This window comes from Nocardia sp. FDAARGOS_372 (assembly GCF_002554515.1).
Taxonomy (GTDB): domain Bacteria; phylum Actinomycetota; class Actinomycetes; order Mycobacteriales; family Mycobacteriaceae; genus Nocardia; species Nocardia farcinica.
Genome location: NZ_PDDW01000001.1, coordinates 1,901,891 through 1,918,751 on the forward strand (window position 1 = coordinate 1,901,891; position 16,861 = coordinate 1,918,751).

Genomic DNA, 16,861 nt, shown 5'->3' on the forward strand with positions numbered 1-16,861 from the left:
ACGATACGCGTCGGCTATCGTTCTCTCGGCGTAATACGGCAGGAATCAGTTCCGTCCGGCGGCCTCGGCGAGGTCGCCGTCACACCGACGGATGCCCGTCGAGGTGCGGTTTCTTCGAGCGGCAGCCGAGGGAGGATCGGCGATGGCACCGATGGCGCGTCTGTTGGGCTCGGCGGCCGCGGCGCTGGCCCTCGTGCTGGTCTCCGTGCTGGTCTCCGCGGGTGCCGCCTTCGCCCAGCCCCCGCCCGCGGACGACCCCTTCTACAGCTACGACGCGCCGCTGACCGGAGTGGCACCGGGCACCGTGCTACGCACCCGGCCCGTGCCCTTCGCCGCGCCGAATCTCACCACGCCGGTGTCGAGCACCCAGGCGCTCTACCGCACCACCGACCAGTTCGACCGCCCGGTGACCACCGTGGCGACGGTGCTGCGGCCGTTGCTGCCCGGTCCGGTGCGGCTGATGTCCTACCACATGGCCTACGACGCGCTCGGCTCGCAATGCGATCCGTCCTACACGCTCACCGGCCACGGCGACAGCGGCGTGGCGCTGGCCGAACAGGCCGTGATCGCCGGGTATCTCGTCGCCGGATACACCGTGGTGGTGCCCGATTACGAAGGGCCGCGGCTGGAATGGACCGTCGGCAGGCAGTCCGGGTACGCCGCGCTCGACGGAATCCGCGCGGCACTCGGCGTGTTGGCGCTGCCTGCCTCCACACCCGTGGCGATGATCGGCTACTCCGGTGGCTCGGTGCCCACCCAGTGGGCCGCCGAGGTCGCCCCCCGGTATGCGCCGGAACTGAACCTCGTCGGCGCCGCGGCGGGCGGCCTGCCCGTCGATCTGGCCCACAATCTGCCCTACATCAGCGGCAGCGCGCAGTGGGCCGGCGTCATCCCCGCGCTGGTGGTGGCCTACACCCGCGCCTACGGCCTCGATCCCGCCGCGTTCCTGTCCGCGCGCGGCGCCGAGGTGGTCGCGCAGGTGGAGACCGGTTGTATCGGCCAATTCGCCGCCGCCTACCCCGGACTCACCGACGCCGACATGGTGCGCGCGCCCTACACCTCGCTGCTGGATGTGCCGTCGGTGGTGGCCGCGGTGGACGACAACATCATGGGCACGGCGGGCACCCCGGCGATCCCGCTGCTGCTCGCGGTCGGCCAGGCCGACGCGGTCGGCGATTCGGTGATGGTCACCGCCGATGTGGCGGGCCTGGCGCACGAGTACTGCACGCGCGGTGTCGCGGTCACCTACACCCGTTTCGCCGGGCTCGACCACGGGGCCGCGTTCGCGCCCTTCCAAGCCGAGGCCGCCCGCTTCCTCACCGATCGGTTCGCCGGGAGGCCGCCCGGCACGAACTGCGCCGAGGTCGGCCCCGGCAACGATCTCGCGCCCACTCCCCTGCCCCGGTAGCGCCTCAGACCAGCGGTTTGCCGAGTGCGCGCCGCCGCCGCATGTCCGCCAGGTGCTTGCTCAACGGGTATCGGCGCCGCCGCTGCGGTCCGCGGCGCAGCACCTCGCCGATGGCCCGCATGATCACCTCGAAGGCACGCTGTCGGCGCGGCCCCCACGACAGGTCGAGTTCGTCGCGGAACCGCTGCGCAGAAAGCCGGTGGTGAAGAACCGGTGCGGGCCCGAGCGGGCGTGCCGGTGCGAACTGTCGGTCGCGGCCCGATAGGCGGCGCGTTCCTCGTCGGTGCCCCACAGGGCGACGGCCAGATAGGGACACCGGTTCGCCGGGCGGGCTCCGGGGTATCCCCGGACCCACGAGGCCGTCACCGGCCATGCCACGCCGACGGAGGACCGCATGCCCGCATCGCCGGACCGCCCCCGCGCCGTCGCGTTACGTGCGCTCAAACTCGGTGACCTGCTCGTCGCGGTCCCGGCACTGCACGCGCTGCGGCGCGCACTGCCCGAACATCGGATCAGCCTCGCCGCCACCGGCTGGCTGGCGCCGATGGTGCCGCTGCTCGACGCCGTCGACGATTTCGTCCCGCTCACCGGTCTCGTCCCGTTCACCCTCGACGCCCCACCCGACGTCGCGGTGAACCTGCACGGCGCGGGCCCACCCAGCACCACCATCCTCGACGCGCTGACCCCGCGCCGCCGCATCGGCCACGCCGGCGGCGGCTGGTCCGGCCCGGACTGGCACGACGATCTGCCCGAACGCAACCGCTGGTGCCGCATGGTCCGCGCACACGGCATCCCCGCCGACCCGGAGGAGGTGTGGCTCGCCGAGCCCGCCGTCCCGTCGCCGCGCCCGGGCACGACGCTGGTCCACCCCGGCGGCCGCTACGGCGCGAAACGCTGGCCACCCGAACGATTCTCGGCGGTGGCGCGCGCGCTCGCCGACCGCGGGCACGAGGTGGTGGTCACCGGCGGGCAGGGTGAGCGGGCACTCGGCGCCGACGTCGTGGCGCGGGCGGGGCTACCGCCGACCGCCCTGCTCGCCGACCACACCGACCTGCCCGAACTCGCCGCACTGGTCGCCGAGGCGGCGCTGATCGTGTGCGCCGACACCGGCATCGCGCACCTGTCCTACGCCTACGCCACCCCGTCGGTGGTGCTGTTCGGCCCCGCCCCGGCGGCGGTGTGGGGCCCGCCGCGGGAGGGACCGCATCGCCCGCTCTCCCACGACGACCTACGCCGCGGCGACACCTTCGGCGCCGACCCCGATCCGGCACTGCTCGCCGTCACCGTGGACGAGGTGCTGGCGGCCGTCGATCAGGTCCTGGCGGCATCGAGGCGCGCGCGGGCGTGACCGGCCGCACGCTCGCTGCCCGCAGGCACGGGGCACCCGGCAGCACCGTCAGGCGCCGTGGAGCGCCGCACGGAGCACCGAGACCGCTTGGGCGACCGCGGCTTGGGCCGCTTCGGTGCCGTGCATCGAGTTCACCATGACGAAGTCGTGGATGATCCCGCCGTAGCGGGTCTGGATCACCGGCACGCCCGCGGCGCGCAGCTTGCCGGCGAAGGCCTCGCCCTCGTCGCGCAGCACATCGGCCTCCGCGGTGATGACCAGGGCGGGCGGCAGACCGGCCAGCTGCTCGATGCTCGCCCGCAACGGGGAGGCGGTGATCTGGGCCCGGTCGGACTCGCTGGTGGTGTACTGATCCCAGAACCACCGCATGCCCTCCCGGCTCAGGAAGTAGCCCTCGGCGAACTGCTCGTAGGAGCCGGTGTCGAAGTTCGCGTCGGTCACCGGGTAGAACAGCACCTGCTGCACGAAGGACAGGTCGCCGCGCTCCTTGGCCATCAGCGTCAGCGCGATCGCCATGTTGCCGCCCACCGAATCCCCGGCCACCGCGATCCGCGTGCTGTCGAGCCCCTTGCTCGCGCCCTCGGCCGCCACCCACTGCGCCACCCGGTAGGACTGTTCGTTCGCGACCGGGTAGTGCACCTCGGGCGAGCGGTCGTACTCGGGGAAGACCACCGCGGCCCGGGCGCCGATCGCCAGGTCGCGCACCAGCCGGTCGTGGGTGTGCGCGTTGCCGAACACCCAGCCCGCCCCGTGCGTGTAGACGATCACCGGCAGCGGGCCCTCGACGGCCGGGGGCTTGACGATCCTGGCCCGCACCGAACCGGTCGGCCCGCCCGGCACGGTGATCCACTCCTCGTCGATCGCGGGCTTCTCGATCGGCGAATCCTGCACCGCGTCCACCGCCTTGCGGCCCTCCTCCGGCGGCAGCTGGTACAGGAACGGCGGCTGCGAGGTCGCGTCGACGAACTCCTGCGCGGCCGCCTCGAGCGGAAGGTTGTGCGGATTGCCTGCCATGTCGGTCCCTTTCGCCGGGTGGAGGCGCCGACCGGGCCGATGCCCGGGCGCCGTCCCCAGTCTTCCCGTCGACACCCGGCCGCGCCCCTCGCGACGGGCCGGGAAAACCCCGGATCGGGACATGCCCCGCCGAGGGGTTGCTACGGTGACGCCATGCGCTCGCCCCACCTCCCGCACCCACCCGACGGCGCGGCAGCCCGGCGGTGGCGTGGCGGCGAGCGGTAGCACCGGCGCATGGCCGAGCCCGACACGCCGGGGCGGTCCGGGGTCGATCCCCGGCTCGCGCACCTGGATCTGCCGCAACTGCACGCCCTGCACGCCTTGCTGACCGAACGCAGTGTCACCGGCGCGGCCGCCCGCCTGCAGCGCAGCCAGCCGACCCTGTCCAGCGCGCTCGCCCGGCTGCGCAGGCACTTCCGTGACGAACTGCTCACCCGGTCGGGCAATCGCTACGTGCTGACGCCCTTCGCCGAGCAACTGCACCCGCTGGCGGCGGTGGCGGTGGCGGCCGTCGAGCGGGTGTTCGGCGCGGAAGCCGAGTTCGACCCCTCCCGGAGCCATCGGGAGTTCTCCATCGTGTCCTCCGATCACGGCATCAGCGTGGCGGGCGGGCCGCTGATGGCCCGGCTCACCCGCGCGGCGCCACACGCCCGGGTGCGGTTCATCCCGGTGACCACCGAGGCGATCAGCCGGGAGGACGATTTCTACCGGACGATCGACGGGGTCTTCATGCCGCACGGGTACCTCGACCTGCCGCGCGCGATCGACCTCTACACCGACCGCTGGGTATGTGTCGTGGCGGCCGACAACCCGCGGGTGGGTGAGCGGTTGACGATGGCCGACCTGCGCGCGCTGCCGTGGGTCGCGACCTTCGTCGACCCGCTCGGCCGGGCCCCGGCGTGGCGGCAGATGGAACTGCTCGGGGTGGTGCCGCGCGTCTGCGCGGTGACCGAGTCGTTTCTGGCCCTGCCGCAGTTGATTCGCGGGACGGAGGCGATCGCGCTGCTCCAGGAGCGGGTGGCGAAGCTGGTGGCGAGTGGACCGGACTTCCGGGTGCTGGATTGCCCGTTCGACGCCGTACCGCTGGTCGAGGCGTTCTGGTGGCATCCGATGCACGACGGCGATCCCGGCCACGCGTGGCTGCGCGGCATCCTCGCCGACCTCGACCTCCAGGCATAGACGCGGTCTATAGCGCGCATCGGAAGAATTGTCTTCCTTTGCGCTGGTGACCCTCGAAGAATCGAAGACACCTCGGGCCGATCCGCCCGTCCGTCCGCGTTCTTCGGAGGTTCCGCGATGTCTGCTGCCCTGCCACCCCTCGCGCTGGACGTGCACGCGCACGTCTGGCTCGACACCGTCGAGGAACTGGTGTCCGGCCGGCCCGGGTACGCCGCGGCGGCCGCCCTCGAGGCCCGGCGGCTGGGACCGGAGTCCGCGGCCACCAACGCCGAGCAGGCCGCGCTGCGGCGCGCCCTGCTCACCGACATCGACGCCCGCCTGGCCGCCATGGACGCCGCCCGCATCGGCGCGCAGCTGGTCTCGGTCGTGCCCACCCAGTACCACCACTGGTCCGACCGCGGCCTGGCCAGGGAGGTCGCCGAAGCCACCAACGCCGGGGTGGCCGCGCACTGCGCGCTCGCCCCGGACCGGCTCACCGGCCTCGGCGTCGTTCCGCTCCAGCATCCGGACCTGGCGGTGGCGGCACTGGAGGACGCCGTGCTCGGCCACGGGCTGCGCGGTATCGAGGTGTCCTCGCACGCGCCCGTCGGCGCCGACACCATCGAACTGTCCGACCGGCGCCTGGACCCGCTGTGGGCGCGGGCCGGCGAACTCGGCGCGGTCGTGCTGCTGCATCCGTGGGGCTGCACGCTGGACGCGCGGCTGGACCGCTGGTACCTGTCGAACTCGGTGGGCCAGCCGGTGGAACACGCGGTCGCCCTGTCGCATCTCGTCTTCGGCGGCGTGCTCGACCGTTTCCCCGATCTGACCGTGATCGCCGCGCACGGCGGCGGATACCTGCCCGCGTTCATCGGCCGCGCCGATCACGCCTGGCAGCACCGGCCGGAGGCCCGCGGCTGCGCCGCACCGCCGAGCAGCTACCTGCGCAGGCTCTGGTTCGACTCGCTCGTGCACTCCCCCGTCGCCCTGCGGGCGCTGATCACCGCGGCCGGCCCCGACCGGGTGCTGCTCGGCACCGACTTCCCGTTCGACATGGGCGACTCCGACGCGATCGCCCGGCTCGCCGCGGTGCTCGACCCCGCCGAGTTCGACGCGATCACCGTCGACAACGCGCACCGGCTCGGTCTGCGCCCCCTCGCCTCCACCCCCCGCCCGTGACCCCGGACAGGACAGACACCATGACCACTTCCGCCCCCACCGTCGAACGCCTGCGCTGGTCGTCCACCGACGACGCCGACCGGCTCGCCGTCGAGAACCCCGCCACCGGCGCCGTCATCACCACCCTGCACGGCTCCGGACCCGACCAGGTGGACGCGGCGGTGCGCGCCGCCCACGCCGCCCAACCCGCCTGGCGCGCCCGCAGCCCTCGCGAGCGCGGCCGCTGGCTGCGCCGCATCGCCGACGCCATCCGGGACAACGCCGACGAGATCGCCCGGCTCGAAACCAGCGACAACGGCAAACCGTTCACGCAGGCCCGCGGATTCGATCTCGAAGCCGCCGTCGCCATCTTCGACCTGTTCGCCGGCCTGTGCGAGGCGATGCCCGGCGCGGTCCGCGACGCCGGACCGACCCTGGACATCACCACCCTGGAACCGTACGGGGTGGTGGCGGCGATCGTGCCGTTCAACTGGCCGCCGCTGCACACCGCGGGCAAGCTGGCGCCCGCGCTGGCCGCGGGCAACGCCGTGGTGATCAAACCGCCGGAACAGGCACCGCTGTCGGTGTTGCGGATGGTGGAGATCGTGCAGCAGATCCTGCCCGACGACATCGTGCACGCCGTCCTCGGCGGCGGCCCGGTGGGCGCGGCGCTGGCCGGGCATCCCGGCATCGGCAAGATCTCCTTCACCGGCGCACCGTCCACCGGGTCGGCCGTCCTGCGCACCGCCGCCACGAATCTCACGCCGACACTGATGGAACTGGGCGGCAAGAACCCGCTGCTGATCTTCGACGACGCCGACCTGGACTCGGCGATCCCGTGGGCGATCGAAGCGGCGTTCTTCAACCAGGGCGAGGCATGCACCGCCGCCTCCCGCATCCTGGTGCACGCCGACCGCTTCGACGAGGTCGCCGAGCGGATGGCCGCGGCGGTGCGCCGGTTGCGCGTCGGCGACGGCGCCGATCCCGGCACGCACGTCGGCCCGCTGGTCACCGCCGCGCACAAGGCGCGCGTCGAGGAGTACCTGGAACTCGGCGTGCGGGAGGGCGCCACCGTCCTCGCCCGCGCCGCCCTGCCCACCGATCCGCGGCTGGCGCGCGGCCACTTCGTCGCACCCACTCTGTTCACCGACGTGCGCCCGGACATGCGGATCGCGCGCGAGGAGATCTTCGGCCCGGTCACCTGCCTGCTGCCGTTCCGCGACGAACAGCAGGCGCTCGCCATCGCCGACGACACCGACTTCGGCCTGGTCGCCGGGGTGTTCACCGCCGACGCCGAACGCGCGCTGCGGGTCAGCCGCGCCGTGCGCGCGGGCATGGTGTTCGTCAACCACTACCACCGCGCGTTCACCGGCACCCCGTTCGGCGGGGTCGGGCACAGCGGCTACGGCCGTGAGCACGCGCTCGAGACCCTGCACGAGTTCGGCTACAGCAAGAGCCTGCGGCTGCCCTCGGGCACCACGCCGATCCCGCGCTGGTCCCCGGCGCAGGACGTCTGCCGACCCTGACCACGAAACCCCTACTCCACCAACACTATCGGCCCCCTTCAACGCGGAAGGACGGCACATGACCGTTCCCCTGAAGACAACCGCCGTCGACCCCACCATGTTGCGCCGCGCCGCGGTCGCCAGCACGGTGGGCAGCGCGGTCGAGTTCTACGAGTTCACCATCTACGGCTTCCTCGCGGTGGTGTTCGCCCCGCAGTTCTTCCCTGCCGACGACCCCACCGCCTCCACCCTCGCCGCGCTCGCGGTCTTCGGCGGCGGCTACCTGGCCCGGCCGCTGGGCGGCATCCTGTTCGGCGCCTGGGGCGACCGGGTCGGCCGCCGCAGCGTGCTGATGGCCACCATCTTCCTGATGGGCGGGGCATCGATCGCGATCGGCCTGCTGCCCACCTACGCCACCGCCGGGCTGCTCGCCCCCGCCCTGCTGCTGGTGCTGCGACTGGTGCAGGGGCTGTCGGCCGGTGGGGAATTCACCGGCGCGCAGACCTACATCGTGGAGATGGCGCCGAGCCGCCGCCGCGGGGTCTACGGCTCGCTGCCCGCCCTCGGGATCGGCCTGGGGTTCGCGGTCGCGGCCCTGGTCGTGGCCACCACCAATGCCGCGCTCGACGGCGCGCAGATGAGCGACTGGGGGTGGCGCCTGCCGTTCCTGCTCTGCCTGCCGATGACCGTGGGCTGCCTGTTCCTGCGGTTGCGGCTGGAGGACTCGCCGGAGTTCGCCGCCATCGTCGCGGGCGCCGAGGTGACCCGCACCCCGGTGCGGGACGTGTTGCGCGGCCACCTGCCCGACGTGCTGCGCGTCGCGGGACTCACCATCGCGGTCCTCGGCCCCGGCTTCCTGGCCAAGCTGTATCTGGGCATCCATCTCGTCCAGATCAGCGACCTCGACCCGGTGCACGTCTACACCCTGCTCGGGGTGCTGCTGCTGGTGACCGCCGCGCTGTTCCCGGTGATGGGCCAGCTCAGCGACCGGCTCGGGCGCAGGCCCATCGCCCGCGCCGGGTTCGCCGCCTCGGCGCTGCTGTCACTGCCGTTGTTCCTCGTCGTCGACGCCACGACGAACCTGTGGCTGATCGCGCCGATCCTGTTGCTGTTCACCGCGATCGAGCCGTTCGTCTCCGCGTCGGTCTACACCACCTTCGCCGAACTGTTCCCCGGCCGCACCCGCTACACGGGCACCTCGCTGGGCTTCAACCTCGGCACCATCGTCGCGGCGGGCTTCGGCCCCTACGTCTGCGGCCAACTGATCACCGCCACCGGCTGGCACGCCGCCCCGGGATTGTGGGGAACCGCCTGCGCCGTGCTGGGTCTGCTCGTGCTGACCCGCACGCGCGAGACCAGCCGCGCCGCCCTCGCCCGCTGACCACGACAAGGCTCACCATGCGCAGATTCGTCGACCTCTCGGTACCGCTGCGGGCCGGCATCGCCTCCGACCCGCCCGGCCTGCTTCCCGAGATCGAATACCACACCCACGCCGACACCGCCGCCGACCTGCTCGCCTTCTTCCCCGGCGCCACCGCGCGGGACCTGCCCGACGGGGAGGGCTGGGCGATCGAACGCCTGCACCTGACCACCCACAACGGCACCCATCTCGACGCCCCCTACCACTATTCCGCGGTCATGGACGGCGGCCGTCCCGCTGCCACGATCGACCGGATCCCGCTGGAGTGGTGTCTGCAACCGGCGGTCAAACTCGACTTCCGGCACTTCCCCGACGGCTACGTGGTCACCGCCGACGACGTCGCCGCCGAACTGGACCGCATCGGCCACCGGCTGCGCCCGCTCGAGATCGTCGTGATCAACACCGCCGCCGGTACCCGCTACGGTGACCCGGACTACGTGAACTCCGGCTGCGGCATGGGCCGCGAGGCCACCCGCTATCTCCTCGACCACGGCGTGCGGTTGACCGGCACCGACGCCTGGAGTTGGGACGCGCCCTTCACCCACACCGCGAAACGCTATGCGCGCGAGCGCGATCCGGCGATCATCTGGGAAGGGCACCGGGTCGGCCGTGACATCGGCTACTGCCACCTGGAGAAACTGCACAACCTGGAAGCCCTGCCCGCCAGCGGATTCGAGATCTGCTGCTTCCCGGTGAAGATCCACGCGGCCTCGGCGGGGTGGACCCGCGCCGTGGCCGTCTTCGACGACCGTTCCGACCACGCTGGAGTCACCCGATGAGTGCTGTCATCACCGTCGCCCCGACCGGGCCGATCGCGTCCACCACCGACAACCCGCACCTGCCCACCCAGCCGGAGGAGATCGCCGACGCGGTCGCCGCCGCCTACGAGGCGGGCGCGGCGGTCGCGCACATCCACCTGCGCGACGCCGACCAGCGGCCCACCGCCGATCCCGCGATCGCCCGCCGCACCATGGACCTGATCGCGCAACGCTGCCCGATCCTGATCCAGCTCTCCACCGGCGTGGGATTGCAGGTGCCGTTCGCCGAGCGCGCGGCCCTGGTGGAGTTGCGCCCGCGCATGGCGACGCTGAATCCGTGCAGTATGAGCTTCGGTGCGGGCGAATTCCGCAACCCGCCCGAGCAGGTACGCGAACTCGCCGCCCGCATGCTCGAACTCGGCGTCAAACCGGAACTGGAGATCTACGACACCGGCCACCTGGAGGCGTGCCTGCGGCTGCGGGACCAGGGCCTGCTCGGCGACGGCCCGCTGCAGTTCTCCATCGTGCTCGGTGTCGCGGGCGGTATGGCCGCCACCGCCGACAACCTGCTCACCATGGTGCGCCGCCTGCCCGAGGGCTCGATCTGGCAGGTGATCGCGATCGGCCGCAACAACCTGCCCCTCACCGCGATGGGGCTGGCGCTCGGCGGCAACGCGCGGGCGGGCCTGGAGGACACCCTGCACCTGCGCAAGGGCGAACTCAGCCCCGGCAATCTCCCGCTGGTGCGCCGCGCGGTCCGGCTCGCCGAGGACCTCGATCGCGGCATCGCCGGGGTCGAGGAAGCCGAAACGCTGCTCGGCCTGCCCGCCCGGTGACCACCGCGCCGGACACGCCGCCCGCCGTGGCCGTGCTCCGGTGTGGTGGTGCGCGAACGCCCGGCGGTGGTGAGGGGCCGCCGGGCGTTCGTGCACTCGGAGTCGGACGCCGGTGCACTCGCAGTCGGATCCGCCGGGTCGCCGGTTCCTAGGTTTGGCCGAACACGAAACGACAGTGAGGAGTCGACGATGAGTCAGCGAGACAGTTTCCGCGCCGCGGCGGTGCAGGCGGCACCGGTGTGGCTGGACGGCGCCGCGACGGTGGACAAGTGCGTCGCGTTGATCGAGGAGGCGGCCGACAACGGGGCGGCGCTGATCGCCTTCCCGGAGACGTTCGTGCCCGGCTACCCGTGGTGGCTGTGGCTGGATTCGCCGGCGTGGGGCATGCAGTTCGTGGCCCGCTACTTCGACAACTCGCTCGCGCTGGACGGCCCGCTGTTCGCCCGGTTGCGCGAGGCGGCCCGCCGCAGCGCGATCACGGTGGTGACCGGGCACAGCGAGCGCGACGGCGGTTCGCTGTACATGGGCCAGGCGATCATCGGGGCCGACGGCGAGGTGCTCGCCGCCCGCCGCAAGCTCAAGCCGACCCACGTCGAGCGCACCGTCTTCGGTGAGAGCGACGGCTCGAACCTGACGGTGGTGGACACCGAGCTGGGCCGCCTCGGCGCGCTGTGCTGCTGGGAGCATCTGCAGCCGCTGACCAAGTACGCGATGTACTCCCAGCACGAGCAGATCCACGTGGCGGCCTGGCCGAGCTTCTCGGTCTACCGGGGCGCCGCGTACGCGCTCGGCCCCGAGGTCAACACCGGCGCGGCCCGCCAGTACGCGGTCGAGGGCCAGTGCTTCGTGCTCTCGCCGTGCGCGGTGATCGACGAGGCCGGTGTCGAATTGTTCTGCGACACACCGGCCAAGCGCGAACTGTTGCTGCCCGGCGGCGGCTTCGCCCAGATCTACGGCCCGGACGGGCGGGAGCTGGGCACGGCGTTGCCGGAGACCGAGGAGGGCCTGGTCTACGCCGACCTCGAGGCCTCGGCCGTGGCGGTGGCCAAGAGCGCGGCCGACCCGGTCGGCCACTACAGCCGCCCGGATGTGCTGCAACTGCTGTGGGATCCGCGGCCGCGCAGTGTGGTCCGGCAGGTCGCGCTCAGTGCGGCGAGCCCGGCCGAGAGCGCCGACGACGCCGAACCCGCGGTGCGGTGACGCCGTGAGCACTTTCGTCCTGGTCCACGGCTCCTGGGCAGGCGGCTGGCACTGGGCGGACATCCGGGCCCGTCTGGAGCAGGCGGGCCACCGCGTCCACGCGCCCAGCTTGACCGGCATGGCCGACCGGCACCATCTGGCCGGCGAACACGTCGGCCTGCACACCCACATCGACGACGTGGCCCGGCTGCTGGAATGGGAGCGGCTGACCGACGTGATCCTGGTCGGGCACAGCTACGGCGGCATGGTGATCACCGGCGCCGCCGCGCGGGTGCCCGAGCGCATCGCCCACGTGGTCTACCTCGACGCGTTCCTGCCCCGGGCGGGCGAGGCGGCCTGGGACCTGCTGCCGTGGCAGCGCGAGGCCTTCCAGCAGCTGCGCCTGCCGGACCGGCCCTGGCTGGTGCGGCCGGTCGACGCCGCGGCCTTCTTCCCCGAACTGGGCGAGGGCTTCGACGACAACCGCCCGACCCCGATGCCGATCGCCACCCACGAACAGCCGGTGCCGGACGCGCCCGCCCCGGGCGCACTGCCCGGTACCTACATCCACTGCACCGCGGCCCCGGCCTACTTCGACGACGTCGCGCGCCGGGCCGCCGACGACGGCCTGGCGGTCGTCACCCTCGACGCCGGGCACATGGCGTTGCTCACCCACGCCGACGAGGTGAGCGCCACCCTGCTCGAGCTCGCCCAGGAGGCACCGCGATGAGCGAGGATCTCGAACGGGCGCTGACCGAACGGGCCTGGCGCGACCCGGCTTTCGCCGACGAACTGCGCACCGATCCGGCCGCCGCGCTGGCCCGGCTGGGTGTCGAGGTGCCGCCGGGACTGCGGATCGACGTCCGCGTGCAGCGCCGCGACACGCTGTACTACGTCATCCCGCCCGCCGCCGACGACGGCGGATCGGGCGACGAGATCGTCAACCAGATGGACCTGTGGCGCAGCGGCGACCAGTTCTGCTGGATCCTGCCGCAGCACGCCAAGGTCGCGCTGCTGGCGATGCGGCAGGCACATCGTCGCTGGGCCGCCGAGCAGGAAGGCAGCGCATCGTGACCCACGACGTGTTCACCGACCACTACCGGGTGCTGTCCACCGATGCGGCGGCGCGCGCCCGGCTGCTCGCCGACCCGCGGGCCGAACTGCTGCGCCACTTCGGGTATCTGCCCGACGGCGACTACCGGCTCGAGGTCGTCGAGCAGCGCAGCGACACCATCACCATCCTGCTGCCCGCGCCGCCGGCCGAACACGAGGACCCGGCCGCCCGCCTCGCGGAGGTGACCGGCCGGATCTACGACATCCTGTTCACCACCGGGGTCGGCGGGTTCCTCATTCCCGCCGAGGAACTCACCTGGTTGCTGCGGGACCTGCGGTCGCACTGGGCCGCGCGCGAGCGGGAGTGACGGCCACGCTCGGGCAACCGGCCGCATCCGTCGACACCGTGGACGGACGCGGGTACGGTGACATCCACCCTGGTTGCCCGAGCGTTGCCGGGGCAGGACAGCAGCACGTCAGCGAGATGGCATCGTCGAACATGGGCGACTTCGATCACTGGGAGACCTCGATCAGCGAGGCGTTCGTCGCGCTGCGCGCCAGCACGCCCGACCCGGCATCCTTCCGCGGCGCCCTCGTCCAGGTCGGACACGGCGAACTCTGCCATCTGACCACCGTCGACGCGGCGCCCCAGGATGTGGCGCGCTCGCCGGGCCTGGTGCGCCGCAACCCGACCGACTCGGTGATGATCGGATTACAGACGCGCGGACGCGGGTTCGTCGAACAGGACGGCCGGGTGGCCGCCGTCGGGCCCGGCGACCTGGTCGTCTACGACCCCGCCCGCCCGTACACGCTGCGCTTCCCCACGCCCTTCGTCACCCGCGTGCTGCTGCTGCCGCGCACCCACTTGCGCGAAGTGGAGCAGGCGATCGGTGACCTGACCGCCCGCGCACTGCCCGGCGCGGGCGGCATCGGCGCGGTGTTCGGCGCGTTCGTCACCAGCGTCGCCGAGCAGCGCGACACCCTGACCGAGGACACCCACCAGAGCTTGTGCTGGCAGGCCGCGGCACTGGGCACCGCCCTGCTGCGGACCGTGGCCGGCACGAGCACGCCGCACTCCCCCGCTCAGGAGGATCTGCTTCGGCGCGCCCGGACCTACGCCGAGGAACACCTCGCCGACCCCGCGCTCAACGCCGCCGCCCTCGCCCGTGCCCTGCACGTCTCGCCGCGCTACCTGTTCAAGCTGTTTGCCGAGCGCGAGACCACGCCGGGCCGCTGGATCCAGGCCAGGCGGCTGGACCGGGCGCGCGCTGAGATCGCCGCCAACCCCGCCGTCCTGGTGTCGGTGGTCGCGGCCCGCTGCGGCTTCGCCGACCCCACCCACTTCTCCCGCGCGTTCAAGAGCCGGTTCGGACTCACCCCCAGCGCGTTCGCCGCGCGCGTCGCCGGACGGTGAACACGACAGACCAGCGTCGTCGACCAGCACGGCTTCGATGGCGGCGAACGTCGGCGGGTCGTCGCCGCGGTGTGGCGGGGTAGTGGCTAACGCTTGGCGTAGTCGGCGACGCCCTGCCAGTCGAGCATGACGCAGGCCTCGTCGCCGACGACCCACGCGTCATGGCCGGGCGGTACCACCATCAGGTCCCCCGGCCCGAATTCCTCCTGCTCACCGTCGTCCATCCGCACCGCCAGCCGACCCGACAGGCAGTAGCCCATGTGGGGTGCCTGGCAGCTGTCGGTCCCGGCGATCGGCTTGACGTGCAGCGACCACTGCCAGCCGGGCTCGAACACCGCCCGACCCACCGGGCCGCTGTCGAGATCCACCAGATCGAGCTTGCCCTTGCCCTGCTCGAAGGGCCTGGTCTCCTCGGGTGCGTCGAAATTCTTGCGGATGATGGTGGACATGGCGTCCTCCTTGTCGTCGTCGGCGCCGACATGTGACGGTCCACCTGAACGCATTACGCCCGGCCCACCACCGCAGCTACCGCACAGTCAATCGTTCGCCGGTCCGGGGCGATGCGCAAGAGGTGCACCCGGCGGCACCGGGGTCGTCGAGATCGGCGGCTGCCCGACCCCGGCGGCGGCTCGGAATCGGGCGCGTACATCGCCGACCCTTCGATCAGGAGACCGCCACCGGCGTGCCTCAGTTGTCGAGGGCGGCGACGACCTCCACTTCGAGCAGGAGCTCCGGAAACGCCAGTGCCGCGACGCCGACGAGCGTACTCGCGGGCGGGCGGCCCGACTCCCCGCGCAGGGCGCTCAGGATGGCGGGCAGTATCTCGGGGCGGTAGTCGACGACGTAGATCGTCTCCTTGACGATGTCCGCACGGCTCGCGCCGACCGCCGCCAAGGCGGTATCGATGTTGGCGGCGATCCGCGCGGCCTGGGCGGCGTGGTCGCCCGCGCCCACGACCGTCCCGTGCTCGTCCCAGGCGACCTGGCCGGACAGGTGCACCAGGGTGCCGCCGGTCACGGCGACCACCTGGGTGATCAGCTCCGGGAGTGCGTGCAGCCCGGTCGGATTGAGGTGTCGGCGAGTCATGGGGGGTCTCCTTCACAGGTGCGCGCCGGTGAGTACGGCGTCGATGGATCGGTGGTCGAGAGTGGCTGCGGCCCAGGCGATGTGGCCGTCGGGGCGGATCAGCGCGGCTCCGACGCCGGACCAGTCCCCGGGCAGGTGTTCGGGCCGGGCGGTGTGTGCGAGCAGCCCCGGGCGGGAGCCCGGGTCGCCGGCGCCGGTGAGGTCGAGCAGGACGTGCTCGCCGCCGTGCAGCAGCTCGAACAGCCCGGTGGCACCGAACCGCAGATCCGGCGCCCGCGTACCGGTCAGTGGGTGCGCGTCCGGCGCGGGCCGGTACCGCACGGCCAGGCCGCTGACGCGTTCGGCCAGATCCTTGTTCAGCTGCGGGTTGTTCGCCAGCATCTCGGCGAGCAACGCGCGCAACCGCAGTCCTTCCGGCGAGAACGCCGACATCAGTGCGACCTGTGCGCGGCTGGTGTCGGTCAGTTCCGCGCCGACCGGCCGTCGCTCGGTCTCGTAGGTGTCCAGCAGTTCCGGACGGGCCCGGCCGGTCAGCGTCGCGGCCAGTTTCCAGCCCAGGTTGTGCGCGTCCTGGATGCCGACGTTCATTCCGACGCCACCCGCCGGGAAGTGCTGGTGTGCGGCATCACCGGCGAGCACGACCCGGCCCCGGCGGTAGTGGTCGGCCAGGTGGGTGGCATTGCCGTAGCGGGACAACCACACCGGCGCGCGCATGCCGAAGTCGTGACCCGCCAGCGTCACCGTCTTGGCCCGCAATTCCGCCAGGGTGAACTCGCCCGGCCATTCGGTCGTCACGTCCTGCGGGGTGAGGCCGACGATGCGGTGCAGCCCGCCGGGCAACGCGACGACGAGCAGCGTGCCCTCCGCGCCGAAGTGGCCGAAGCCGCCCTCGGGCGGGTTGTCCAGCACGACGTCGCCGAGCCAGCCGGCCAACGTCGCGGGCGTGCCGGGGAAGCCGATCCCGGCCGCGGCGCGGACCGTACTGCGGGTGCCGTCGCATCCGGCGAGGTACGCGGCCTCGATGCGGGCGGGTCCGGCGGGTCCTTCGATCGCCACGGTCACCCGGTCCGCCTCCTCGGTGAACCCGACCACCCGGTGCCCGCGCAGGATCCGCGCGCCGAGCGCGCGGGCGCGCTCCTCGAGCAGTTCCTCCGTGCGCGCCTGCGGCAGCGCCAGGGTGTAGGGGAACGGGCTGTCCAGCACCCCGAAATCCAGCCGGGTGTCCAGCACGCCGAAATGGCCGCCCCGGATCGGAACGCCCTCGGCCAGGAACGGTCCGTGCACGCCGCGCGAGGCCAGGATCTCGATGGTGCGCGGGTGCACGGTGAGCGCCTTGGAGCGCTCGTCACGCCGATCACGCGCCTCCACGACCGTGACCGGCACCCCGCCGAGCCGCAGTTCCGCGGCCAACCACATCCCCACCGGTCCCCCACCGGCGATGACAACGCCTGTCCTGTCCATCGTTCACCTGTTCTCTCGATTGCTTGGTCAGTGACCAAGAGTGCGGATACGAGTAAACTAGGT

The 16,861-nt window shown here is 72.5% G+C and carries 17 protein-coding genes; 13 read left to right on the forward strand and 4 right to left on the reverse strand.

From position 1 onward, the window contains the following. Positions 1-142 precede the first annotated feature (142 nt). Together CRM89_RS09395 and CRM89_RS09405 are read left to right on the forward strand one after the other, a co-directional pair. Positions 143-1,408, forward strand: coding sequence for a lipase family protein (locus CRM89_RS09395; RefSeq protein ID WP_098083766.1), 1,266 nt, complete (start codon positions 143-145; stop codon positions 1,406-1,408). Between the two features lie 394 nt (positions 1,409-1,802). Further along, a complete protein-coding gene (locus tag CRM89_RS09405) occupies positions 1,803-2,756 on the forward strand; it encodes a glycosyltransferase family 9 protein (RefSeq protein ID WP_098083767.1) in 954 nt (317 codons plus the stop codon). 48 nt (positions 2,757-2,804) lie between these two features. On the opposite strand, the gene CRM89_RS09410 is transcribed toward CRM89_RS09405, so the two are convergent. Continuing rightward, positions 2,805-3,770 (reverse strand): alpha/beta hydrolase, encoded by a 966-nt coding sequence (locus CRM89_RS09410; RefSeq protein ID WP_098083768.1) that lies wholly within the window; start codon positions 3,768-3,770, stop codon positions 2,805-2,807. A gap of 234 nt (positions 3,771-4,004) precedes the next feature. Between CRM89_RS09410 and CRM89_RS09415 the strand changes: the two genes are divergently transcribed. From CRM89_RS09415 to CRM89_RS09465, 11 genes are all read left to right on the forward strand, one after another. Continuing rightward, a complete protein-coding gene (locus CRM89_RS09415) occupies positions 4,005-4,949 on the forward strand; it encodes a LysR family transcriptional regulator (protein ID WP_098083769.1) in 945 nt (314 codons plus the stop codon). 117 nt (positions 4,950-5,066) lie between these two features. Next, positions 5,067-6,107 (forward strand): amidohydrolase family protein, encoded by a 1,041-nt coding sequence (locus CRM89_RS09420; protein ID WP_060590597.1) that lies wholly within the window; start codon positions 5,067-5,069, stop codon positions 6,105-6,107. Between the two features lie 20 nt (positions 6,108-6,127). After that, positions 6,128-7,612 carry an aldehyde dehydrogenase gene (locus tag CRM89_RS09425; protein WP_098083770.1) on the forward strand — a complete coding sequence of 495 codons (1,485 nt, stop codon included), beginning with the start codon at positions 6,128-6,130 and terminating at the stop codon, positions 7,610-7,612. A 58-nt stretch (positions 7,613-7,670) separates the two neighbouring features. After that, a complete protein-coding gene (locus tag CRM89_RS09430; RefSeq protein ID WP_060590593.1) occupies positions 7,671-8,972 on the forward strand; it encodes an MFS transporter in 1,302 nt (433 codons plus the stop codon). A gap of 17 nt (positions 8,973-8,989) precedes the next feature. Continuing rightward, the gene (locus tag CRM89_RS09435; RefSeq protein ID WP_060590591.1) at positions 8,990-9,790 is read left to right on the forward strand and encodes a cyclase family protein; all 801 of its coding nucleotides are present in this window, start codon (positions 8,990-8,992) and stop codon (positions 9,788-9,790) included. Further along, positions 9,787-10,605: a 3-keto-5-aminohexanoate cleavage protein gene (locus CRM89_RS09440; RefSeq protein WP_060590588.1), complete on the forward strand. Its 819-nt coding sequence runs from the start codon at positions 9,787-9,789 to the stop codon at positions 10,603-10,605. Before CRM89_RS09435 ends, CRM89_RS09440 begins: the two co-directional genes overlap by 4 nt. Before the next feature lie 189 nt (positions 10,606-10,794). After that, positions 10,795-11,805, forward strand: coding sequence for a carbon-nitrogen hydrolase family protein (locus tag CRM89_RS09445; protein WP_086843506.1), 1,011 nt, complete (start codon positions 10,795-10,797; stop codon positions 11,803-11,805). Positions 11,806-11,809: 4 nt separating this feature from the next. Beyond that, positions 11,810-12,514: an alpha/beta fold hydrolase gene (locus tag CRM89_RS09450; protein WP_086843508.1), complete on the forward strand. Its 705-nt coding sequence runs from the start codon at positions 11,810-11,812 to the stop codon at positions 12,512-12,514. Next, positions 12,511-12,858 (forward strand): nitrile hydratase, encoded by a 348-nt coding sequence (locus CRM89_RS09455; RefSeq protein ID WP_098083771.1) that lies wholly within the window; start codon positions 12,511-12,513, stop codon positions 12,856-12,858. Before CRM89_RS09450 ends, CRM89_RS09455 begins: the two co-directional genes overlap by 4 nt. Continuing rightward, positions 12,855-13,205: a hypothetical protein gene (locus CRM89_RS09460; protein WP_011209804.1), complete on the forward strand. Its 351-nt coding sequence runs from the start codon at positions 12,855-12,857 to the stop codon at positions 13,203-13,205. The genes CRM89_RS09455 and CRM89_RS09460 overlap by 4 nt, the downstream gene beginning before the upstream one ends. Before the next feature lie 131 nt (positions 13,206-13,336). Further along, a complete protein-coding gene (locus CRM89_RS09465) occupies positions 13,337-14,251 on the forward strand; it encodes a helix-turn-helix domain-containing protein (RefSeq protein WP_041560207.1) in 915 nt (304 codons plus the stop codon). An 86-nt stretch (positions 14,252-14,337) separates the two neighbouring features. Here the strand turns inward: CRM89_RS09465 and CRM89_RS09470 are convergent, their stop codons facing one another. The 3 genes from CRM89_RS09470 to CRM89_RS09480 all read right to left on the reverse strand — a co-directional run bounded on the left by CRM89_RS09470 (position 14,338) and on the right by CRM89_RS09480 (position 16,798). Then, positions 14,338-14,700 (reverse strand): cupin domain-containing protein, encoded by a 363-nt coding sequence (locus CRM89_RS09470; RefSeq protein WP_011209806.1) that lies wholly within the window; start codon positions 14,698-14,700, stop codon positions 14,338-14,340. Positions 14,701-14,938: 238 nt separating this feature from the next. Beyond that, positions 14,939-15,337, reverse strand: a complete 399-nt coding sequence (locus tag CRM89_RS09475) for a RidA family protein (protein WP_041561086.1) — start codon at positions 15,335-15,337, stop codon at positions 14,939-14,941. A gap of 12 nt (positions 15,338-15,349) precedes the next feature. After that, complete coding sequence (locus CRM89_RS09480; RefSeq protein WP_098083772.1) at positions 15,350-16,798, reverse strand: FAD-dependent monooxygenase; 1,449 nt, start codon at positions 16,796-16,798, stop codon at positions 15,350-15,352. Positions 16,799-16,861 lie beyond the last annotated feature (63 nt).